20 protein-coding genes and 1 pseudogene are annotated in these 21,044 nt (G+C 68.7%); 14 read left to right on the top strand and 7 right to left on the bottom strand.

Going from position 1 to position 21,044, the window contains the following annotated elements; all coding sequences use genetic code 11:
• Positions 1-7: 7 nt before the first annotated feature.
• On the bottom strand, positions 8-772 hold the full coding sequence (locus SK854_RS26290) for an AfsR/SARP family transcriptional regulator (protein WP_319977759.1): 765 nt from the start codon (positions 770-772) through the stop codon (positions 8-10).
• Between the two features lie 311 nt (positions 773-1,083).
• On the opposite strand from SK854_RS26290, the gene SK854_RS26285 reads away from it, so the two are divergent.
• The 8 genes and pseudogenes from SK854_RS26285 (at position 1,084) to SK854_RS26255 (ending at position 10,120) form a co-directional block, all read left to right on the top strand.
• Entirely contained in the window at positions 1,084-2,022 is a 939-nt protein-coding gene (locus tag SK854_RS26285) for a hypothetical protein (RefSeq protein ID WP_319977758.1), read from the top strand.
• A gap of 226 nt (positions 2,023-2,248) precedes the next feature.
• Positions 2,249-4,477 (top strand): GH92 family glycosyl hydrolase, encoded by a 2,229-nt coding sequence (locus SK854_RS26280; protein WP_406601835.1) that lies wholly within the window; start codon positions 2,249-2,251, stop codon positions 4,475-4,477.
• Positions 4,478-4,505: 28 nt separating this feature from the next.
• Positions 4,506-5,024: pseudogene (locus SK854_RS48275) on the top strand (AAA family ATPase); the annotation flags it as partial.
• A gap of 1,251 nt (positions 5,025-6,275) precedes the next feature.
• Positions 6,276-6,752, top strand: coding sequence for a helix-turn-helix transcriptional regulator (locus SK854_RS48270; RefSeq protein ID WP_406601834.1), 477 nt, complete (start codon positions 6,276-6,278; stop codon positions 6,750-6,752).
• 95 nt (positions 6,753-6,847) lie between these two features.
• The gene (locus tag SK854_RS26270; RefSeq protein ID WP_319977755.1) at positions 6,848-7,642 is read left to right on the top strand and encodes a hypothetical protein; all 795 of its coding nucleotides are present in this window, start codon (positions 6,848-6,850) and stop codon (positions 7,640-7,642) included.
• Positions 7,643-7,720: 78 nt separating this feature from the next.
• Positions 7,721-8,632: an ABC transporter ATP-binding protein gene (locus tag SK854_RS26265; protein ID WP_319977754.1), complete on the top strand. Its 912-nt coding sequence runs from the start codon at positions 7,721-7,723 to the stop codon at positions 8,630-8,632.
• Complete coding sequence (locus tag SK854_RS26260) at positions 8,629-9,672, top strand: ABC transporter permease (RefSeq protein WP_319977753.1); 1,044 nt, start codon at positions 8,629-8,631, stop codon at positions 9,670-9,672. Before SK854_RS26265 ends, SK854_RS26260 begins: the two co-directional genes overlap by 4 nt.
• Positions 9,673-9,796: 124 nt before the next feature.
• Complete coding sequence (locus tag SK854_RS26255; RefSeq protein ID WP_319977752.1) at positions 9,797-10,120, top strand: DUF3817 domain-containing protein; 324 nt, start codon at positions 9,797-9,799, stop codon at positions 10,118-10,120.
• On the opposite strand, the gene SK854_RS26250 is transcribed toward SK854_RS26255, so the two are convergent.
• From SK854_RS26250 to SK854_RS26240, 3 genes are read right to left on the bottom strand one after another with little or no spacing between them, the layout of a single operon-like run.
• The gene (locus SK854_RS26250; protein ID WP_319977751.1) at positions 10,092-11,135 is read right to left on the bottom strand and encodes a phosphotransferase; all 1,044 of its coding nucleotides are present in this window, start codon (positions 11,133-11,135) and stop codon (positions 10,092-10,094) included. The genes SK854_RS26255 and SK854_RS26250 overlap by 29 nt on opposite strands.
• Entirely contained in the window at positions 11,132-12,178 is a 1,047-nt protein-coding gene (locus tag SK854_RS26245; RefSeq protein ID WP_319977750.1) for a phosphotransferase family protein, read from the bottom strand. Before SK854_RS26245 ends, SK854_RS26250 begins: the two co-directional genes overlap by 4 nt.
• Positions 12,179-12,210: 32 nt before the next feature.
• Positions 12,211-12,708: a MarR family winged helix-turn-helix transcriptional regulator gene (locus SK854_RS26240; protein ID WP_093592887.1), complete on the bottom strand. Its 498-nt coding sequence runs from the start codon at positions 12,706-12,708 to the stop codon at positions 12,211-12,213.
• A 51-nt stretch (positions 12,709-12,759) separates the two neighbouring features.
• On the opposite strand from SK854_RS26240, the gene SK854_RS26235 reads away from it, so the two are divergent.
• From SK854_RS26235 to SK854_RS26225, 3 genes are all read left to right on the top strand, one after another.
• The gene (locus SK854_RS26235) at positions 12,760-13,065 is read left to right on the top strand and encodes an MTH1187 family thiamine-binding protein (protein ID WP_319977749.1); all 306 of its coding nucleotides are present in this window, start codon (positions 12,760-12,762) and stop codon (positions 13,063-13,065) included.
• 101 nt (positions 13,066-13,166) lie between these two features.
• Positions 13,167-13,991, top strand: coding sequence for an SCO6745 family protein (locus SK854_RS26230; protein ID WP_319977748.1), 825 nt, complete (start codon positions 13,167-13,169; stop codon positions 13,989-13,991).
• On the top strand, positions 13,988-14,959 hold the full coding sequence (locus SK854_RS26225; RefSeq protein WP_319977747.1) for a tetratricopeptide repeat protein: 972 nt from the start codon (positions 13,988-13,990) through the stop codon (positions 14,957-14,959). The genes SK854_RS26230 and SK854_RS26225 overlap by 4 nt, the downstream gene beginning before the upstream one ends.
• 394 nt (positions 14,960-15,353) lie before the next feature.
• Here the strand turns inward: SK854_RS26225 and SK854_RS26220 are convergent, their stop codons facing one another.
• Positions 15,354-16,148 (bottom strand): helix-turn-helix domain-containing GNAT family N-acetyltransferase, encoded by a 795-nt coding sequence (locus SK854_RS26220; protein ID WP_319977746.1) that lies wholly within the window; start codon positions 16,146-16,148, stop codon positions 15,354-15,356.
• A 32-nt stretch (positions 16,149-16,180) separates the two neighbouring features.
• Positions 16,181-17,623 carry a neutral zinc metallopeptidase gene (locus tag SK854_RS26215; RefSeq protein ID WP_319977745.1) on the bottom strand — a complete coding sequence of 481 codons (1,443 nt, stop codon included), beginning with the start codon at positions 17,621-17,623 and terminating at the stop codon, positions 16,181-16,183.
• Between the two features lie 183 nt (positions 17,624-17,806).
• Between SK854_RS26215 and SK854_RS26210 the strand changes: the two genes are divergently transcribed.
• The 3 genes from SK854_RS26210 to SK854_RS26200 are packed head-to-tail and all read left to right on the top strand — an operon-like array spanning position 17,807 to position 19,526.
• The gene (locus SK854_RS26210; protein ID WP_319977744.1) at positions 17,807-18,397 is read left to right on the top strand and encodes a DUF6230 family protein; all 591 of its coding nucleotides are present in this window, start codon (positions 17,807-17,809) and stop codon (positions 18,395-18,397) included.
• Positions 18,388-18,825 (top strand): DUF6114 domain-containing protein, encoded by a 438-nt coding sequence (locus tag SK854_RS26205; protein ID WP_319977743.1) that lies wholly within the window; start codon positions 18,388-18,390, stop codon positions 18,823-18,825. The genes SK854_RS26210 and SK854_RS26205 overlap by 10 nt, the downstream gene beginning before the upstream one ends.
• On the top strand, positions 18,822-19,526 hold the full coding sequence (locus SK854_RS26200; RefSeq protein WP_319977742.1) for a hypothetical protein: 705 nt from the start codon (positions 18,822-18,824) through the stop codon (positions 19,524-19,526). The genes SK854_RS26205 and SK854_RS26200 overlap by 4 nt, the downstream gene beginning before the upstream one ends.
• A 51-nt stretch (positions 19,527-19,577) precedes the next feature.
• Here the strand turns inward: SK854_RS26200 and SK854_RS26195 are convergent, their stop codons facing one another.
• The gene (locus tag SK854_RS26195) at positions 19,578-20,948 is read right to left on the bottom strand and encodes a neutral zinc metallopeptidase (RefSeq protein ID WP_319977741.1); all 1,371 of its coding nucleotides are present in this window, start codon (positions 20,946-20,948) and stop codon (positions 19,578-19,580) included.
• Between the last annotated feature and the right edge of the window lie 96 nt (positions 20,949-21,044).

The raw sequence follows: 21,044 nt of genomic DNA, 5'->3' as shown, positions 1-21,044 counted from the left end.
CTATGGCTCACAACGCTGCCTGCGACGCGACGAGCCGGGTCATGTGCGCCGACGGAGTGACGCCCAGCTCGCGGTGCAGAAGGGCGCGGTACTGCTGGTAGTGCCGCAGCGCCGACCCGTGGTTGCCCTGGGCGAGGTGCGCCGCGATCACCGTCCGGTGCGCGGTCTCCCGCACCGGGTCGATGGAGATCGCGGTGAAGGCGGCCTCCAGCGCGGCGAGGTGCGCGCCGGCCGAGATGAGGTGCTGGGCGATCGCCTCCAGCGCGTGCAGCCGGACCTGCTCCCACCGGCGCCGTTCGGGGGCCAGCCAGTCGTCGGCCCAGTAGGGCAGCAGGTCCCGCGACAGGGCGCCGGTCAGGTCCTCCGCGGCGGGTGCGGCGGAGCTGACGACGAGGTGGGCCGCCTCGACCGCCCGGCAGAAGTCGACGGTCAGCGCGGGGGACAGCCGCAGCCGGTCCACCGAGGGCTCGACGACCGGCCGTTCCGTCGCCCGGCGCAGGTGCCACAGCGCCTGCCGCACGTTGGCCGTCGCCCGCTGCCTGCGGCACTCGGGCCACAGCTGCTCGGCGGCGGCCTGCCGGCTCACCCCGTCGCCGTGATGGATCGCCAGGTAGGCCAGCAGCCGTTGCGCGCCCTTGGGCAGCGTGACGTCACCGCATCCGGCGAGCAGCTCGAACCGGCCCAGCAACACCAGATGCGCGTCATCGGCTTCTCTCATCGCGGTCCTTCCCTCGGCCGTCCCGAGCATCACCCGGCCGCGTCTCCAGGGCATCTCTCACCCACCTGTCGCGGCGTCCCGCCGACAACCGGTCAGCGGTGGGCACTCAGTCGTGCGGACTTGACCACCACCCGGTCGGGAACGAGCAGCGACGGCGCGTTGCCGGTTCCCCGGTCGTTCGCCCGGCACCCGTAACGCCAATGGCCCAACGGAACCCGCTCGGCCCAGTCCAGCCCATCGAGTGACGCCGATGCGTCCGCGACAGCACGTCGTGCGTCGCGGCGACTTTCAGGAGACGGGGCCACCGGAGCGTGTGTCACCGAGGCCGAACCGGCCCCGACGACATCCAGCCCAGGAGCGCCACCATGACGGACGGACAGATCAAAAGCGTCGACATCCGGATCGCCCCGGAGGACCTCAAGACGCTGAAGGACAGCGGCTACAAGATCTGCTTCGCGAAGAAGGTCAACGAGACCTACAACGTCGTGTGGCAGTCGGCCGACAACTACCTCCACGAGAACAAGTTCTCGTGGCAGCCGCTCTACCGGCTCTTCGGCAGCAACACCTTCCAGGGCAACGTGAGCGTGGCCGTCTCCACCAACGAGGTGGCCGTCGGCCTCGGCGACCAGGCGACGCTGGACAAGGAGGGCATCCTCGGCGAGGCGGTCACCGGTGGTCCGAAGACCGGTATCACGCTGGTCAACGACTTCGGCAAGATCCACCCCGGCCTGTCGGCGTACTCGACGGACATCAACGGCGTCGGCTCGACGACCCCCATCTACGTCGCCGAGAACCAGATCGTCTCCGGCAGCGACCTGCTCACACCGGTGGAGGCAGTGCAGGTGTGGTTCGAACAGGACGTCGTGACGGGCACCATGTTCAGCGTGGCCAGGTCGAACGCCGTCGACATCGACCTGACCGCGACCAACTCGGCGGTCCGGCTCTACAGCGGTGGCGCGTGGTCGACACCGAAGTCCGGTGCGCTCTACGTGGACCCGGTGACGATCCTGACGATCGTCGCCGGCCTGACCGCGGCGGTCATCGTCCACGACCTCGCGACGAAGATCGCCTCGAAGCTGACCGGCGTCTACAAGGACATCAAGGTCGACGTGACGGCGGCGGACGGGAGGAGCGTCAAGATCGTGTACAGCGAGCAGCCACGCCTCACCGGTGCCAGGCAGGCCCAGACGCAGCTGCTGCTCCTGAACCCGACCGCGATCGACCAGCTCTCCGAGTTCGCCCTGGAGGCGTTCGCGCAGCTCGGGGTGGGTTACACGACGCTGAACGCGATGCCGGCCCGCTGACCGCGCCGATGTCCAGAACCGGACAGGTGATCGTCATGGTCTTGACCTGGACCGTGTGCGCTCAGCGATGATCTGGTGACGGACAGCGTTCTCAGCCCACGCGGGTCCGGCGAGTAGGCCCCCGGGCCGGGGTGCGCATGCGGCGGCGGTCGCACCCCGGCCCGGTCCCTCACCACCCGGCCGGACCACCCGACCGGACCATCGGGCCACCCCACACCACCCCAGGATCCCAACTAGGGTGAAACCCGTGGACGCACTGGATCCCATTGAGTCGGTCAACACCTTCATCGGCACAAAGGACGAGGGCAACACGTTCCCCGGCGCGTCCATGCCGTTCGGCAAGGCGCATTCCAGCCCGGTCGGCTCCCACTACGCCGGTTATCGCTACGACGACCAGCAGATCCGCGGCTTCGGGCACTTCTTCCTGTCCGGCGCGGGCTGCTGGGAGCAGGGCGGCCTGGTCCCGATCCTCCCGGTCACGCAGCTGCCGCAGAACTTCGACCACAAGCGGTACGCCAGCGGCTACACGCACGACGGCGAGATCGGCAAACCCGGCTACTACAAGGTCAAGCTGGACCGGGACATCACCGTCGAGTGCACGGCGACCACGCGCGCGGGCGTCGAGCGGTACACGTTCCCCGGCGGCGTCCAGGGCACGCTGCTCGTCAACGTGGGCCAGGCCAACGACAAGGAACCGGTCAGCGCCAGTTCCGTCAGGATCGTCGGCGACCGGACGATCGTCGGAACCGTGGAGACGCAGGCGTTCTGCGGTGGCCGTCCGTACCTCACGCACTTCACCACCAGGTTCGACCGCCCGTTCACGCAGTTCGGCACGTGGGGTCCGACAGGATCCAAGGCGGGCCAACGGGATTCCGCCGGCGGCGCCGGGCTCAGGGGCGCCTGGGTGACGTTCGGCCCCGGCCCCGTCACGGCCATGACCGCACTGTCCCAAGTGGACGAACGAGGTGCGGCGAACAACCTGGAGACCGAGACCGGCGGCAGGACCTTCGACGACCTCCGCAACGAGGCGCAGGAAGCCTGGCGCGCGGAGCTCGGGTGCATCGAGATCGAGACGGACGACTGGGACGAGCGCGCGGTCTTCTACACCGCGCTCTACCACGTGCTGCTCCAGCCGCTGACCGGCAGCGACGCGGACGGCAGGTACCGGGGCTTCGACAACCAGGTCCACCAGGCCGACGGCTGGACCTACTACGAGTACTACTCGCTGTGGGACACCTACCGCGCGCACAACCAGCTCCTGGCACTGCTCCGCACGAAACGCTCGCAGGACATCGCGCGGAGCATCCTGGCGATTCACGACCAGGGCGGCTGGCTCCCGCGCTGGGCGTACGCGAACCAGGAGACGAACTGCATGACCGGCGACCCGGTCACGCCGTTCCTGGTCGACCTCTGGCGCTTCGGTCACCTCAAGGGCTTCGAAGAGCAGGCGTACCAGGCACTTCTGCGGAACGCCGACGGCGTCCCGCCGCAGACCTCCCGTTTCCAGGGCAGGTCCGGCAACCCGAACTACCTCGCGAACGGATTCGTCCAGTACGACAAGCGCTTCCCGAAGAAGGGCCAGGACACCGATCCGCACCACGGCGCGTCGGCGACCCTGGAGTACGCGCTGGCCGACGCCACGCTCGCGATCATGGCCGCGGAACTGGGTCACGCGGAAGACGCGGAACGGCTCCGCAAGCGCGGCCTCAACCACCGCGCCCTCTGGGACAACAGCGTCACGGACCGGGGCTTCACCGGCTTCCCGCGGCCGAAGCTGCAGGGCGGCGCGTGGCTCAGCCCGTTCACGCCGCAGGGCCCGGAGGGGTTCCACGAGGGCACGGCGTGGCAGTACCAGTGGCTCTGCCAGCACGACATCACCGGGCTGATCACGGCGCTCGGCGGCAAGGCGGCGGCCGAGGCGCGGCTGGACGACTTCTTCGCGTACCCCGACCTCTTGAAGGATCCGGCGAAGACCGTCCGCGAGAAGTGGGTCGTGGGGCCGTACGACTACTACAACCAGTTCAGGTACAACCCGAACAACGAGCCCGATCTGCACGCGCCGTGGATGTACGCGCTCATCGGCAAGCCGGAGAAGACGTCGGTGGTCGTGCGAGCCGCGCAGACGTTGTTCGTCAACGGGCCGGCGGGCGTCACGGGCAACGACGACCTCGGCACGATGTCGGCCTGGTACGTGTTCAGCGCGCTCGGCATGTATCCGGCCGTGCCGGGGACCGGCGAGTTCGTGCCCCACGCCCCCAAGTTCACGAAGGCCGTCGTCCACCTGGAGAACGGCAAGGACATCGTGATCAAGGCGGAGGCGGCCGACGTCACGAAGACGCAGGTGGTGCAGCGAATCCGCAGCGGCTGGCTCTCGAAGACGAAGGATCGGATCGAGCTCGCGGAACTGCGTTCGGGGACCACGCTGGAGGTCGACCTCCGCACACTTTCCAATTGAGATGCCGAAACGGTCGTAGTCTCGTGCGATGGGCATCTGCGCGAGCTGCGGCACGGGCTTCGCGCCCCTGCCGTCGCGGGCGCGATATTGCTCGAACGCGTGCCGTCAGCGCGCCTATCGCCGGCGTTCCGCCGGAACGTCCACTGTGGTCGTTGAGCTGCCCCGCTACGACGACGCGTTCGTCGGCAGGGAGAGCGAGCTCGCGGAGCTGCTTTCGTTGCTGCGCAAGCACAGGATGCTCACGCTGGTCGGGCCGGCCGGGGTCGGCAAGACGCGGCTCGCGGCCGAGCTCGCCGGACGTGCCAGACGCACCGAGGTCCGCACCGTCGAACTGGGCAGGCTGAGCCGGCCGGAGCAGGTGGTGCAGGCGGTCGCGGAAGCCGTTGGGGTGTACCAGCACGCGGGTGTCGCGCTCCGGACCACGTTGCTCCAGGAACTGACCAATCGCCGAATCTTGCTGTTCGTCGACAACTGTGAGCATCTCGTCGAAGAATGTTGTGCCGTCGTGGACGCGCTCCTGTCGCGGTGCCCGAACGTGCAGGTTCTCGCGACCAGCAGGGAAGCGCTGAGATCCATCGGCGAGGTCGTCTATCCGCTGCACGGCATGGCAGCCGATGCGGCGAGGTTGTTCACCGAACGCGCCGGAACCAGCGGCGACCACGTCGCGATCGCGACGATCTGCACTCGCCTGGACGGCCTGCCGCTGGCCGTCGAACTGGCCGCGAAACTCTCCGGATCGGTGCCGCCGGCCGAGCTCGCGGACCGCCTCGACCACCGGCTCGACCTGCTCAGCGACGCCGGCGAGCAGGTGCGCCACCAGAGCCTGCGGGCGGCCATCGCGTGGAGCCACGACCTGCTGACCGCGCACGAGAAAGAGCTGTTCCGGCGGCTCGCGCTGCTGCCGGGCGGGTTCGGGCTGGAGATCGCCCAGGTCGTGCACGGCGGCGCGGTGATCGGCCTGCTGACGGCGTTGCAGGCGAAGTCGTTGGTGGTGCGGGAGAACGACGGCCGGTTCCGGATGCTCGAATCGGTCGGTCTCTACGCCCGGGAACGGCTTGAGGAGCAAGGCGAGCACGAGGTGACGGCCGAACGGATCGTCGAGTGGCTGTGCGAGAAGGGCGAACCCGCCGTCTCGTCGTCGATCCTCACGCCGGAGCAGGTGAAGACGCAGCACCAGGAGTACGACAACGTGGCGTACGCGTTCGCCCATCTGGTGGCATCGCGCGACGACCGGCGGCTGATGCTCGCCACGATGCTGCTCAGGGTGTGCTTCGACCGCGGCTACTTCGCCGAGGCCGGCGCGGTGCTGATGCAGGTGCTGGACCAGTCGCCGGCCGACGGCCGCTACCGGATCCTCGCGCTGGAGTACGCGTCGCTGCTGGCGGGCCACGACCAGCGGCACGACGAGGCCGTGAAGTACGCCATCGAGGCGGTCGAGACCGCGGAGGCCGGCGGGCAGGACCTGATCATGTGTCGCCTGTTCCGGACGTTAGCGAGCGCTTACGACGGCATGGGCGACGTGGCGAACACCGCATGGGCGTTACGCCGATCGATCCAGCACGGCGTGAGCAACGGCAACGACGTGAGTGTCGCTGTGTCCAGCCAGAACCTCGGCTGGCGGCTGCTCGTCCAGGGTGACGTGGACGCCGCCGCGGCGCTGATCGAGGGCGCGTTGCCGGTCCTCAGACTCCATGCACGGCAGGACGTCGTGGCCGTCGCGGTGCACACGTCGGGCTGCATCGCGTTGGAACGAGGGGATTTGGCGGCGGCCGGCGCCCGGTTCGCCGAGAGCGCGCGGATGACGGCGACCACACCGCGAGCCGTGCTGGAGTCGGTCGAGGGCCGAGGCCTGGTCGCGATGCTGTCCGGACGTCACGAGCTCGGCGTGCGGCTTCTGGCCGCCTGTCAGCAGATGCGCGCGACGTGGGTCGTTCCGTCCGAAACGTGGTGGCGGCGGAAGAGGGACGCCGCGCTGGACCTCGCACGGGAATCCTTGTCTCCACCGGCTTTTCAACGGGCGCTCGGCGCCGGTCGGGCGATGGACGTGCGGCACGCCCTGGAAACCGCTCTGGACAAGGAGATCGTGCAGGAACCGGTGCTCAGCGACCGGCAGCGGATGGTCGTCGAACTCGTGGCGCACGGCCTGACGAACGCGCAGGTCGCGGCCAAGCTCGGCATCTCGCACCGCACCGTGGAATCCCACGTGCACAACGTGAAATCCGTGTTGAATCTTTCGTCTCGCGCGCAGCTCACGGCCTGGGCCCAGTCGCATTGACGCGTCCAACTGAGACGTAACGCTGCGGTTCATCCGGATGACTTCCCGCCCCCTGCCGTTCATTGTGAGTACGACAACGGAAGGGGAGGGGTGACGTGGAACCGTTCCGCCTGCTGCACCCCGACCTCGTGCCCCAGCAGCGCGAGTCGTTGCAGCACGCCGCGTCCACGCTCGTCCAGATGGGGCTGGACGACACGGTGCTCTCGGCGTCGCCCGTGCACCAGCGCCTCGCGCGCGTGGTGCTGGCGAGCAGCGGCGTCATCGAGTGGACTCCCGGCTACTGGGTCCAGGACGACGCCCTCGACGAGCGCTTCGGCGTCGTCCGGGTCGGCGGCGACCGCGGCGGGATCTTCCTCTCGGGCGTCCTGATCGCCTACCTCGACGTGCTGGAGAACGCGGCCAGGATGGGCACCTCGATCACCGAGGACTCCTGGCGCACCCTGCTCTGGGCGCCGACCGCGCTCTTCGACCACGTGCTGCGCCGCCCCCAGGTCGGCATGACCGTCGTGACGCCCGGCTGCGGCGCCGAGGACCTGCCGTTCGAACGCACCCAGGCCGGCCAGCGCCTCTACCTCGCGCTGATGCAGGCCGTCCGGTTCGCCGTCAGCGGCGTCCTGCGCGCCCAGGACGACCGCACCCTCGTCGAGGACTGCGTGACGCTCGCGACCGCGTGCCTGCGCGCCGCGGCGGTGGCGCTCGCGTTCGCCTGCGACGTCCCCGGCGACCCGGCGCTTCCCGTCGTGGAGACCACCGAGCACCGCTACCTGTGGCAGGTGATCAGCGAGGTCCGCGCGGCCGTCCCGCGTGCGCGCTTCGACCAGTTCGCGGCCGCTCTCCGCAGGCTCAACGACGTGTACACCGCCTGTCCGCTGCTGGTCGCGGGCGGCTGACCCACTTCGTCTCGACTTCGCTCCGACTTTCGTCTTTCCGCCCCGCGAACCACCAGGTGCTGACCTACCGTCACGCCCATGACGGAGGAACGGTCGGCGGTCGTGGTGCGGGACGTCCGCAAGAGCTACGGCGACTTGAAGGCGGTGGACGGGGTCTCGTTCACCGTGGCCGAGGGCGAGTTCTTCGGCATCCTGGGGCCCAACGGCGCCGGGAAGACCACCACGCTGGAGATCGTCGAGGGGCTGCGCAAGCCCGACAGCGGTGAGGTGCGGTTGCTCGGCGAGAGCCCGTGGCCGCGCAACGTGAAGTTGTTGCCCCGCATCGGTGTTCAGCTGCAGGCGACGTCGTTCTTCGACAAGCTGACGGCCAAGGAACAGCTGCAGACGTTCGGCGCGCTCTACGGCGTGAGTCACGGCACGGCCGCGGACATGCTGGAACTGGTCGGCCTCGCGGACAAGGCGAACGAGCAGGAGAACAAGCTCTCCGGCGGTCAGCGCCAACGGCTCTCGATCGCGTGCGCGCTGGTGCACGACCCGGACATCGTGTTCCTCGACGAACCGACCGCGGCCCTCGACCCGCAGGCCCGCCGCAACCTCTGGGACGTGCTGCGAGCCATCAAGGAACGCGGCAAGACCATCGTCTACACCACGCACTACCTGGACGAGGCCGAGATCCTCTGCGACCGGGTGGCCATCATGGACACCGGCAGGATCCTCGCGCTCGACCGGCCGGCGGTGCTGGTGCGCGGCCTCGACGCGCCGACCCACGTGACGCTGCAGAAGGGCGTTCTGTCCGTTGTGGACGCTTCCGCTCTCGAAGGTGTCGACGAGGCGCAGGAGGACGAGGTGTCGCTGACGCTCTCCACGCGCCGCCCGGCTCCCGTGCTGTCCGCGCTGGCCGAACGCGGCGCGCTCGACGGCCTGCAGGTCCGCACGGCCACCCTCGAAGACGTTTTCCTCAACCTGACCGGGCGGGAGTACCGCGCATGACCGCGTTCAAGACGCTCTCGGTGGCGATGCTCAAGGGATTCCTGCGGGACAAGGTGACGTTGTTCTTCACCTTCCTGTTCCCGTTGATGTTCCTCATCATCTTCGGCCTGATCCTGCGCGACGTCGGCACGGACAAGACGAAGATCGCGCTGGTCGGCGACGGCCCGATCGTGTCCGCGCTGCGCGACAGCGGTGCGCTGGAACTGGAGCCGTACGACGACGAGAGCTCCGCCGTGCAGAAGGTGAAGGACGGCGACCTTCCCGCCGCGCTGATCATCCGCGGGCAACAGCTCGACGTGCGGTTCGCGCAGAGCGACCAGGTCAAGTCCGCGACCGTGCTCGGGATCATCAACGGGTTCGTGGACAAGGCGAACCTCGCCGCGACCGGGCAGCCGCCGACCTTCACGTTCGCCGCGGAGAAGGTCGAGGACGCCTCGCTGAAGCCGATCCAGTACCTGACGCCGGGCATCCTGTCGTGGGGTGTGGCGGTGTCGGCGGTCTTCGGCTCGGCGCTGACTCTCGTGTCGTGGCGCCGCAAGCAGGTGCTGCGGCGCATCCGGCTGGCACCCGTCTCGACGGGTTCCGTGCTGTCGTCGCGGATCCTGGTCAGCGCCGGCGTCGCGCTGGTGCAGGGCGCGACGTTCATCGGCATCGCGTCGCTGCCGGTGTTCGGGCTGCAGCTGTCCGGGCAGTGGTGGCTGGCGATTCCGTTGCTGCTGCTGGGAACCATCGCGTTCTTCGCGCTCGGCATGCTGGTCGGCGCGTTCGCCAAGACCGAGGAGGCGGCGTCGGCGGCCGCGAACATCGTGGTGCTGCCGATGGCGTTCCTGTCCGGCACGTTCTTCCCCGTCGACCAGGCGCCCGCGTGGCTGCAGACCGTGTCGAAGATCTTCCCGTTGCGGCACATGAACGACGGCATGCTCGACGTGCTGGTGCGGGGCAAGGGGATCGAGGCCTTGGTGATGCCGGCGGCCATTTTGGTCGGCTTCTCGCTGGTGGTCGGTTTTGTGGCCTCCCGCGTCTTCAAATGGGAGGAATAGGACTGTGTTGGATTGCCGCGCCTCCGGCGCGACGGAGGGTTCGCCTTCAAGTCGGCCGGACGACCGACGCGAACCCTCAGGGTGGTTGCCGTGTGCCGCCGGTCACGGTTCATGATGGGGAACCATGACGTTCTCCAGCGTGGTCGGACGGTTCCGCATCCTCGCCCTGGCCGAGGCCATCTCCTGGGCGGGCCTGCTGCTCGGGATGTTCTTCAAGTACGTCGTCGTGCAGAACGAGATCGGCGTCAAGGTCTTCGGCCCGATCCACGGCCTGGTCTTCGTCGGCTACGTGCTGGTGACGCTGATGGCCGTCGCGCCGCTGAAGTGGGACGCGCGCACGACGGTCCTCGCGCTGCTCGCGAGCATCCCGCCGTTCGGCACGGTGATCTTCGAGCGCTGGGCCTCGAAGACCGGCCGCCTCAGCGAACCAGCCGCCGAACAGCTCTGAGCTCCACCTCGGGGTCGCCGTCGTGGTAGATCCGCTCGGACTCCTCGATGTTGTCCAGGAACTCCTGGTACTTCACCGCGTTGTGCAGGTGTGACGCGCGGCGGGCGACGTCGAGCGCTTCGAGCGGGCGGCTGTCCGGGCGGTGCTCGAGCCACGCCTCGCTCCACACCTTCCGGATGTGGTCGTGCAGTTCCGGCCCGGCGTACTCCATGACCCGGCACGCGTCGAGCGCCGGGTGGCCCCACACCGCGTCGGACCAGTCGATGACCTCGCCGCTCCTGCGCCAGTTGCCGGGGTGGAAGTCGCCGTGCGTCAGCGTGTCCGGCAGCCCGAACGACGGCATCGGCACGGTGGTCGGCCGCAGCCGCGCCTCGCCGGCCAGCGCGTTCTGCACGGCCACCCAGCGCGGCACGATCAACTCGACGTGCTCGGCCGTGACGGGCCAGCACTTGTCGCCCGGTGCGTCGCCGAGCAGGATCCGTTGCGGCGCCGCGGCGATCAGCGCCGGGACCAGCGTCGGGTCGTGCGCGCCGACCATCTCGATCACCGCGCCCTCGTCGGCGAAGAACGACGGAATGGCCTTCAGCCACACCGGGCCGTTCGCGGTGGGCAGCCGGTGCACGGTCGAGAGGTTCCACGTGCGGACCTGAACGGACGGGCCGGTGCGTTCGACGTGCTGGTCGGCCCACTCGATCAGCTCGGCAGGGCCGCCCGGCCGCGCGTACGGCGCCCGGAACTCCGCGTCCGCCTCGGGCTCCTGAGCTGGGTGGAGCTTCGCGCGGTCGGGTTCGCCGTGCGCCTCGACGTGGTAGGTGACCAGGCCGTCCTGCGGCGCGGTACCGCCCTCGACGGAGATCAGTCTGAGCACGCTCGTCCGGACGCCCAGGTGGGCTTCGAGCACCTCGTTGACCGGTTCGACGTGGTTCCAGTCGCGGGTGGGCACCGGGAGAGCGTCCGTCCGGCCCGCGAACCCGCCCGGCGCGCTGACCAGGGCGATGATCGTCCGTTCCGTCACTTGGTCACCAGTTCCCTGACGGTCCTGAGCTCGTGCGCGGGGTCTTTCTCGTGGTAGATCCGCTCGGAGTCCTCGATGTTGTCGAGGAACTCCTGGTACTTCACCGCGTTCAGCAGGTGCGAGGCGCGGCGGGCGGCGTCGAGCGCGTCGAGCGGGCGGCTGTCCGGACGGTGCCGGAGCCACGCCTCGCTCCACACGCGACGGAGGAGATCGTGGAGATCGGGCGGGCAGAACCCGAGGAGCCGGCCGGCGTCCAGCGCGGGATGCCCCCACACGACGTCCGACCAGTCGATGATCATGCCACCGCTGAACCAGTTGCCGGGGTGGAAGTCGCCGTGCACCAGCGTGTCCGGCAGTCCGAACGACGGCATCGGCACGGCGCACTGCCGCACTCGGGGCTCGCCTGCCAGCGCGTGCTGCACCGCGACCCAGCGAGGCACGATCTCCTCGACGTGTTCGGGCTTGGTGTTCCAGCAGTCCTCTCCTGGAGCCTCACCGAGCAGGACTCGCCGCGGTGCCGAGGCGATCACCTCGGGCACCAGGCCGGGGTCGTGCGCGGCGACCATCTCGATCACCGCGCCCTCGTCGGCGAAGAACGACGGGACGGTCTTCAGCCACGCGAAGCCGTTCGCGGTGGGCAGCCGATGCACGCTCGACAGGTTCCACGACTTGACCTGCACGGCCGGGCCGGTGCGTTCAACGTGCGCGTCGGCCCACGCGACCAGTTCGGACGGGCCGCCCGGTCGTGCCCACGGCAGTCTTCGCGGGGCGTCCGGAGCGGGCTCTTCCGCCGGGTGGAGGTGGGTGCGGTCAGGTTCGCCGTGCGCCTCGACGTGATAGGTCACCAGGCCTCCGCCGGGAGGGTCGCCACCCTCGACCGAGATCAGCCTGAGCACGCTCGTCGGGACGCCCAGCAACCGTTCCAGCGTCTCGTTGACGGGTTCGGTGTCGGCCCACCACGGTGACTCGACCGGGAGTGCGCCGGTCCGGCCCGCGAACCCGTTGGGCCCGCTGACCAGGGCGATGATCGACCGTTCCGTCACGCGACCATCATCGCGGGACGATCAACCGGATTTCAGTCCTCGAAGTCGCCGCTCGCCCGGCGGACCTTGGCGAGCAGGTCCGTGAGCTGCTCGGTCTGCCGGTCGGTGAGGCCCTTGAGGCCCAGGTTGACGTCGACGACGGCGGCGGTCGCGCTCTCCCGGCGCTGCAGGCCCGCGTCGGTGATCTCGACCAGCGTGGTGCGGCGGTCGGTCGGGTGCGGCGTGCGGCGGACGAGGCCGTCGCTCTCCAGCCGGTCGACGATGTTCGTGACGCTCGTCGGGTGCAGTTGCAGGCGCTCGCCCATGACCCGCATCGGCAGCGCGCCCTTGCGGGAGAAGTAGAGCAGCACCAACGCCTCGTAGCGCGCGAACGTGAGCCCGTGCGGTTTGAGAGCTGCGTCCACGGCGGACTGGATGATTTGCTGGACACGCATGACGCTCGTGACGGCGGCCATCGATGTGGAGGAACCCACCCGGTCGTCCCACAGCTCGGCCGCGCGGGCGATCGGATCGAACGGCAGCGGTGTCATGGGCAACGAAGCTACCAGTCAGTACTACCCGTGGATCACGAGGAGGCACGTGTGCTTGTCGCGTTCAGCGTCGCTCCGTCCGGTTCGGACGAAACAGGAGGCGTCGCGAAGGCCGTCGCCGAGGCGATCCGGGTCGTGCGGGAGTCCGGCCTGCCCAACGAGACGAACGCGATGTTCACCTTGATCGAGGGGGAGTGGGACGAGGTGATGGACGTGGTCAAGCGCGCGACGGAAGCCGTGCAGGCCAGTTCCTCGCGCGTGTCCCTCGTGCTCAAGGCGGACATCCGGCCCGGCTACACCGGTCAGCTCAAGGCCAAGGTCGAGCGGATCGAGGAACACCTCTCCGACACGCCGTGATCCGATCCGGTTCCGGCACGTCTCCTCGGATGGCCGAACGCTCTACGCCGGCCCGGTGAGTGCACCCGTGCACCGGCGTTCGCTGGGTTAGCGTGTCGGGCGTGGACGCGAGACAACTGTGGTTGAGGTTCGAGCCTTACCACGACGTCACGTACTTCACGCCCGAATCCCGTGCGGCGACCGACGCGCTGGGCTGCAAGGGCGGATGGATGGGCTACTTCGGCATGCGCGCCGCACCGCTGGGCGCCGCGTCGCCGGAGCTGGTGACGGCGGTCTTCTACAACTTCGCGCCGCGCATGGTCTCCCGTGCGCTGCCGGACGCGTGGGCGGTCGCCTCGCCGTCCGAGTACCTGCGTGTTCGGCTGGCGGGTGCGGACGACGCGTTGCGTCGTCTGCTGGGCTCGGTGGACACGCCCGAAATCGCCGAGGCGGCTGCTTTGGCTCGTGCCGCGGCCATGGCGGCGCCTCTCGCCGGGCGTCCGTTGGCTGCGGCGAACCGTGCGTTGCCGTGGCCCGCCGAGCCTCATCTGGAGTTGTGGCACGCCTGCACGATCCTGCGCGAGGCCCGCGGCGACGGTCATGTGGCCGCGCTGGTGGCTCAGGGCGTAGGGCCGTGCCAAGCGCTTGCGCTCTATGCGCGTGAGCATTCCCTCGATCCGGCATACATGCGCACCGCGCGTGGTTGGACTGTCGAAGAATGGGAAGCAGTGGAGGGAATGCCCGGTGACCTTCCCGCGGTGGAACGCGCCACGGACATGGCCGCTCTTAGTCCGTGGGAGGCACTGGGTGCAGTTGGTACGACGCGGTTCATCGACCTGATGACACCGCTGGCTCTACGCATCGCCTCAGCCAACGAGGCGATGCGCGTCAACCCGATGGCCCTGGACCCGGTCCGGGAACTAGCCGTGCCAGGATGGAACACGTGACAAGGCCTGATCCTCGCAAGACCGCCGCACTGTCCGCCGCGCTTTCGGGCGCCGTCGATCTGGGCGCCCTGAAGGCCCGCGCCGACGCTGCCCGCACCGCCGCCGCCACGCCGGCCGCTGCCGCCGCTTCCGCGCCCGACAACGGCTCTGTGCCGTGGATCGTGGACGTCACCGAGGCCTCGTTCCAGGCCGTGGTCGAACAGTCCCTGCAGGTGCCCGTCGTGGTGCTGCTCGGGGCTTCCTACAGTCCTGAGTCGCAGCAGCTCGCCGCGTCTCTGACCCGGTTCGCGTCTGCGTCCGGTGGGGCTTGGATTCTTGCCCGCGTCGATCTGGAGGCCTCGCCTCGGATCGGGCAGGCGTTCGGGGTGCAGTCGGTGCCCACGACCGTGGCCGTTGCCGCTGGTCAGCCTATTGATGCGTTTGCCGGGCCCATTGACGACGGTGAGTTGTCGCAGTGGATTGCCCGGTTGTTGGATGCTTTGCGGGAGCGGCTGCCTGGGATTCGGGCTGGGGAAGCCCGGGCCGGGGCTCCTGTCGTGGCTGAGGAAGACGTTGTCGAGGACCCTCGGATCGTTGCTGCCGAGGAGGCCTTTGAGCGTGGGGACTATGTTGCCGCTCAGGGGTATTACTCGGAGATTCTGGCGGTTGAGCCTGCTCACGAGTTGGCCAAGGAAGGGCTTGCTCAGGCTCGGTTCGCTGAGCGGGCCGAGGCTGTTGATCCTGCTGTGATCGGCAAGGCTGATTCCGCGCCTGAGGATGTTGACGCTCAGTTGGCCGCTGCCGATGCCGAGGTTGCCGGGCAGATGGTTGACGAGGCGTTTTCTCGGCTTGTTGCGACTGTTCGGCGGGTTTACGGGGAGGATCGGGATCGGGTTCGGTCGCATTTGGTCGGGCTGTTCGAGTTGTTCCCCGCCGATGATCCTCGGGTTGCTGCGGCTCGGCGGAGTCTGGCTTCTGCGTTGTACTGATTTGTTGTTCCGCGGCTTTGTCGGGTGGCTGGGTTGCGGGCGGCGGGTTCTGTTGCGCGCTTCCCCTGGGGGCTCTGCCCCCAGACCCCCGGCAATCTGATCGGGGGAGGGCGCCCTCGGCGGGTAGATGGCACGCCTGTTGCGTTGGGCGGCCGCCGGTTGCTTAGAAGGTTGCGTTGGCGGTGGGGTCCCGTCACGAGCCGCACCAAGAGCGGGCCACATGCGTGAAGGGGTGTCAACTCGACGAAAAGCGTGTCGAGTTGACACCCCTTCACGCATGCAGCAAGAGCTGTGGCGCGACTCGTGACGGGACCCCACCGCCGGGCCCGCTCGGTAAGGACGGCTCGCCTTCGGCTTCGCGGGCGATCAGATGCTTGCCGTGATCGCGCGCTTGCTAGGGGCGTCTGCGTTCCAAAAGGACTGTGTCTCGCCATTCGCCGTGGTGTTGCGCGATTCGTTCGCGTACTCCCACTGTGCGGAAGCCTGCTTTGTGGTGCAGGGCGATGCTTGCTCTGTTCTCCGGGAAGATCACTGCTTGCAGGGTCCACAGGTCATCCTCGTCTGCTGACTTGACCTGGTGGTGCAGCAGGGTTTTGCCCACGCCCTTGCCCTGGGAGGCGTCGGCCACGTAGATCGAGGTCTCGACCACGCCCGCGTAGCACTCGCGTGCCGAGATCGGGGTGGCTGCTGCCCACCCTGCTGTTGCGCCGTCCACCTCGGCTATCCAGCGGTGGTCCGGTAGCCACTTGGATTCCAGGGTTCTGCGGGACGGGACTTCTGTTTCGAACGTCGCGTTGCCTGAGGCCATGCCTTCGCCGTAGATGCGGCGGACGTCCGACCAGTCCGCTGTGGTCATGGGGCGGATGGTCACGCCTGGTGCTGGGCGGACTGTGCCTGTGGGCAGGGTGCCCATCACCGCGTCCGCTGCTTGGGGGAGGCCCGTGCAGCAGGCCGGGTTGACGGTGACGAGGGTGGTCGTGCCTTCGCGCTGGACGTGGAGGAAGCCGACCTCTGCCAGTTTGCGGACGTGGTGTGAGCAGGTGGACTGGCTCACGCCCAGCAGAGTGGTCAGTTCGCCGACGGTGACCGGGGCCGACGCCGAGGCCACGTGGTGGAGCAGGCGGACTCGGGTCGGGTCGGACAGCGTCGAGAACCATGAGGCGTAGGTCGTGGCTTCATCGGTTAGCACGGGGCAAGTATCGACGGTGGTCGATGGAAGAATCAAACTGAATACTTTTTGACGCAGAACGACAGGCCTCGGAAGAAGCCGTCGCCGAACGCCTCCACGCGGGCGAAGCCTGACGGGACGGCTTTGCCGTTGACGTCCGCTGCGATGAGGCTGTCGTCGGCCAGGAGTTCTGCCACCGCCTCGTCGAGGTCTCCTGGGGACAGGCGCAGGCCCGCTGCTGCGTCGGGGCGGTTCGTCAGGCCCGCCCAGGCTCCGGTCAGGCACGCGGTGCGCTGGCCTGCGGCGTCGTCGTCCAGGTCGAAGCCTGTGGCGTGCTGGATGGAGAGGGAGAAGCGGGAGGCGATGACGGCGAACGCCGCGAAGTCGCCGATGCCGCCCTTCGAGCCCCTCTTCGGGGGTGTGCCGATCTTCACCAGGGACGGGAGGTCCAGCTGGAGCTGGTTGACCGCGGGGCAGTAGGAGGCAGGCGAGGTGGTCTGGGCGTCCGCGCAGGGTTTGATGCCCGCCTTGTCGAAGGCCGGGAACGCCGCGCCGCTCGTCTTGTAGGCGTCGCGGAGGGATTCTTCGAGGGCCCTGAGGTACTTGTCCTCGTCGATCTTGGCGTTGCCGCGGCCCTGGCCCTGGTCGGTGTCGGAGAGGTCGAAGGGGCGTTCGGTGATGCGCTTGGCGATCTCGGCCTCGTTGATCTCGGCGCAGCGGGCGGCGCCTCGGGTGAAGCCGAACTGGAAGGCCGAGACTCGGTCGAACGCGCTGCCGTGGGCGCCCTGCTTCTCGAACGACGTGCCGGCGCTGTCGCGGATGAAGAACATGGTCTGCAGGACCTGGTTGAGGCCCTCGCCGGTGGAGAGTTCGAAGTGCTTCGACTTGTTCTCGGCGACCCAGCGCATGAAGACGCCGGTGTAGCAGTCGGCCTGCTGCTCCTTGACGATCGACGGGGTGTTGGCGCCGATGTTCGAGGCCGGGCCGAGCTTGTACTGGACGGCGTGGCCCATCTCGTGGGCGAGGACCGTCACGACGGCCATCGGGCCGAACGAGTCCTTGAGCATCGGCAGGAGTTCGCCGCGGTCCCAGGTGATGCTGTCGTCCAGCGCGCAGTAGAACGCGTTCGCGATGCCGGTGGTGTTGAGCTTGCAGACCTCGACGCCCTTGCCGTTGGAGTCGTAGGAGATGACGCGCTTCACCGGCTCGAAGGTCTTGCCGGGGAACGAGTTCGGGAACTCGCCCTTCCAGAACTCCTGCACGTCGGCGAGGGTGTTGATCGCGAGGCGGTCCATCTCGCCGCCGTCGCCGTTCTCCACGCTCAGGTCCGCGTCGGGCACGCCCGCCTTGGGGCCGGACGGGCCGTTGGAGATCTCCAGGCCCGCGACCTTGGACGGGTCGGGGCGCTCGCCCTTCGGTTCGCCCTCGACCACGGAAGCGCACGCGGTCAAGGCTGCGGTCACGGCCAGCGCGACGGCGATTCGTCCGAATCCCATGAGGTCAGACCCTACTAAGCGCGTTGTGGGCTGTTCGGCGAGGACCCTGCGGCCAAACGTGAAACTCTCTCACCCCCTGGGGTGATTCCAAGACTGTGCGGACTCGTTTTCGTTGTCTCGCAGAGGTTTCGGAGCGCACAGTCCCTGCGAGGCAAGCCTTCAGCGTGGAAGGAGTTCGGCAGTATGGGTAGAACGCGCTGGGCACGGTTCGTCGGGGTGCTCGGTATCGGTGTCGTGGGCGCCGGTGCCCTCCTCTTCGGCATGTCCCAGGGAGCGCTGGCCGCCTCGTTCGCGGTGTCCGGCACCAATTTCAAGGTCTCCGCCGAGAACTTGACGGGCCAGGGATTCGTCCAGTTCGGCGGTGTCGACGCGGGCGCGGGCAAGGTGCACGTCGTCGCGGTCAGCGGGTTCAAGACGGCGAGGCTCGACAAGTTCTGCCAGTCGGTGTTCGTCCCCGGCATGCCGATCGTCGGTGACGTGACGATGCGCATCACCGCGGACGGCGTCGGTGGCATGTCCGCCGACAACCTGGTCGTCAACCTCACGGACCTCAGCGGTGACCTGGTCCTCGGCAACCCCGAGATCGGCGTCGACGCGAGCAAGGTGACGAAGGGACCGGACAACCTCAGGGGTCTGCCGGGCTCGTTCGGTCTGCAGGCTGACACGGCGAACATCACCTCGTTGCAGCAGACCGCCTGGGCCACCACGGCCCAGACCATCAGGTTCAAGGGCATGAACCTGACCATTCGCCAGGGGAAGCAAGAGTGCTTCTGAACTTCTGGCGCGGCTTCACCGCGTGGCGACGTGGCCGGCCCTTCTGGGCCGGCCTGTTCGTGGCCGTGGGCGCGCTCCTCATCCTGTTCCCGCCGTTCGCCGGCCTGAAGTTCGGCGACCTGATGATCTCGATCCAGACGCTCGGCGGCGTCTCCGCGCTGTTGATCGGGACGCTGCTCGGGATCTGCGCGGCCGCGTTGTGGCTGCAACCCAGGTTCCGGCTGGCGGCGGGCATCGTCACGGTGCTGCTGTCGCTCGTCGCGATCGTCGTGACCAACTTCGGTGGCTTCATCATCGGCACCATCTCGAGCCTGCTCGGCGGCGCGCTCGCCGTGGCGTGGACGGACGAGCCCAAGAAGCCGAAGGAGTCGAACGAGCCGAAGGAGCCGAACGAGCCGGAGACGACCCAGAGGGTTCAGCCCACATGATGCGAACACAGCCGCTGGCCGCCGTCGCGATGGTCGCGGTGCTGGCGCTGCAACCGCCTTCGAGCACCGAGCCGCCGCCGTCGTCCACCCCCGGCAGCAGTTCACCGGCCCCGACCAGCACCACGTCGGAGCCACCCGCGTCGAGCACCAGTTCCACCCCACCGCCGGCGTCGTCGTCCGTGCCGACCCAGCCGCCCAGTGCTGAGCCGTCCTCGACGCCGCCGCCCCCGCCACCGGCCCCTGCACCGGTGGCGGCCGGAGGGCGCGAGTGGACCCTGACGGCATCGCGGCTCGACCTCGGCGGCCTCAACTTCGTCGGGATCGTCGACGCGCTGGTCAGCGGCCAGGTCATCAAGGTCCTGAAGTTCACGGCCAACGACATGAAGATCAAGGACCTGGTGCAGTCCGGCGAGATCTCGCCGGGCGTCAGGCTGGTCACCACGGCCCGGCCGGGCAGCACGTCCACGGTGTCACCGGGACGTATCGAGCTGTACACGGTGCAGCTCAAGGGCAACCTGGACCTGCTCGGGATCAAGATCCCGGTGGACTACACGGCCGCGCACCCGCCGCCGTTGAACGTGCCGTTCGTGACCTTCACCGAGGTCACGGTGCGCAACACGGACCTGGTAGGCGGCACGCTGAAGATCCCGGGCGCGCGGATCTCGGTCGTGTCCGACCAGGCACCGGTCGAAAGACGCTGAAGCCCGCACCTGGCCTGAGCCGGTGCGGGCTTCCGCTCGTTCAGAAGACCGTCAGACGCCGCACTTCTTCGCGCCCTCGAACACGCCCTCCCGGAACCGGGCCACGCGCTCGAACCCGGGATCCACGGGGTTGCCGCCCTTGGCGTCACGGGCCGCGTAGTCGAACTGCAGCAGCACGGTCACGGCCTCGTCGAAGTCACCCGGCGACAGCCCGAACCCGTCCTGACGCTGGAACACCGCGCCCGTGTACGCCCCGGCCAGGCACAGAGCAGCAGCGGAGGCGCCCTCGCCCTCGGTCGGCTTGCCGAACACGGCCAGTTCGGCCATCGCGTACCGGGACGCGATCAGCGTGCCCGTCGCGTAGTCGCCGAGTTCCTTGTGCAGGGCCGGTAGCTCGTCCTTGGTGTCGATCTTGATGGTCTTGTCCGACGGGCAGTACGCGACGGGGCCCTGGTCGCCGGAGCAGTTCGGCTCGGACTGGGCGGCCTCGGCACGCGGCGACGGCCAGGTCTTGCCGGCGGTCGTGGCCAGGTTCTTGAAGAAGCCGTCGAGGTCGGGCGTGACGGACTCGAGCATCTCCGAGAACGGCAGGTTGCCGCCGTTCGCGCGGTCCTTGACGCTGGTGAACGCGCGCTGCGTGAACTTGCGGTTCTGCACCGACATGGCCGCGCAGAACTTCGTGCCCTGCTCGTAGCCGTCCTGGAACGCCGCCACGCGGTCGAACGCGCTGCCGTGCGCCTGCTCGTCCTCCGGGGACGTGCCCACCGGGTCGCGGAACGTGATCAGCGCGCCCAGCGCCTTGTCCAGGGCGTCCGCGTTGATGTCCAGGCGAGCCGACTTGCCGTCCGTGACGTTGCGGACGAACGAGCCCGCGAAGCAGTCCGCCTGCGCCTCGGTGAGGATCGTCGGGTACTTGTCCGGCTCGCGGCGCTCGGCCTCCGGCGTGATGCCCATGCGGTTCTGCACGGCGTGGCCGATCTCGTGCGCGAGCACCACGACCACCGCGGCCTCGCCGAAGCGGTCCTGCAGCACCGGCAGCAGAGACGCCCTGTCCCAGGCGACCGCGTCGGCGGCCGGGCAGTAGAACGCGTTGCCCTCCACGTCCGCGGCCTTCTGCGTGCACGGTGGCGGCTTCGCCGTGGCGTCGGCCGTGTCGACCGAGAAGTAACCGCCGCTCAGCGGCTTCCACGGCTTGTTGAAGGTCGTCTGGAACGAGTCGGTCCAGAACTCCTCGATGTCCGTGAGCGCGGTCGCGGCCAGCTTGTCGATCGGGCCGTTGTCCGAGCCGCGGACCTGGACCGTGGCGCTGGACGCCTCTTTCTTCACCACCTTGGCGGCACGCGGGCGCCCTGGGATCTCAGCGGTGCAGCCCACCGCGAGCAGGGCGGTGGCGACGATCAGCGCGATGCTCCGGTGCCGCATGAACCCATTGTGCCTGCCGGCCGGTCTCAAGGGCGTCCCAGTCGTCCAAGTCAGGCGCATACAAGGGGCAACGTGCGCCGGGCTGATCAGGTTCAC

Source organism: Lentzea sokolovensis, from assembly GCF_033949975.1.
Lineage (GTDB): Bacteria > Actinomycetota > Actinomycetes > Mycobacteriales > Pseudonocardiaceae > Lentzea > Lentzea sokolovensis.
The sequence above is the reverse complement of the archived record's forward strand: the minus strand, read 5'-3'. Positions and strand labels throughout refer to the sequence as shown.

Excerpts from the sequence above, each read along its gene's own strand:
- SK854_RS26240 (WP_093592887.1), bottom strand. The coding sequence starts at position 12,708 with ATGACACCGCTGCCGTTCGATCCGATCGCCCGCGCGGCCGAGCTGTGG.
- SK854_RS26290 (WP_319977759.1), bottom strand. The coding sequence starts at position 772 with ATGCCCTGGAGACGCGGCCGGGTGATGCTCGGGACGGCCGAGGGAAGG.
- SK854_RS26255 (WP_319977752.1), top strand. The coding sequence starts at position 9,797 with ATGACGTTCTCCAGCGTGGTCGGACGGTTCCGCATCCTCGCCCTGGCC.
- SK854_RS26210 (WP_319977744.1), top strand. The coding sequence starts at position 17,807 with ATGGGTAGAACGCGCTGGGCACGGTTCGTCGGGGTGCTCGGTATCGGT.
- SK854_RS26200 (WP_319977742.1), top strand. The coding sequence starts at position 18,822 with ATGATGCGAACACAGCCGCTGGCCGCCGTCGCGATGGTCGCGGTGCTG.
- SK854_RS26215 (WP_319977745.1), bottom strand. The coding sequence starts at position 17,623 with ATGGGATTCGGACGAATCGCCGTCGCGCTGGCCGTGACCGCAGCCTTG.
- SK854_RS26285 (WP_319977758.1), top strand. The coding sequence starts at position 1,084 with ATGACGGACGGACAGATCAAAAGCGTCGACATCCGGATCGCCCCGGAG.
- SK854_RS26195 (WP_319977741.1), bottom strand. The coding sequence starts at position 20,948 with ATGCGGCACCGGAGCATCGCGCTGATCGTCGCCACCGCCCTGCTCGCG.
- SK854_RS48270 (WP_406601834.1), top strand. The coding sequence starts at position 6,276 with ATGACGGCGACCACACCGCGAGCCGTGCTGGAGTCGGTCGAGGGCCGA.
- SK854_RS26265 (WP_319977754.1), top strand. The coding sequence starts at position 7,721 with ATGACGGAGGAACGGTCGGCGGTCGTGGTGCGGGACGTCCGCAAGAGC.
- SK854_RS26260 (WP_319977753.1), top strand. The coding sequence starts at position 8,629 with ATGACCGCGTTCAAGACGCTCTCGGTGGCGATGCTCAAGGGATTCCTG.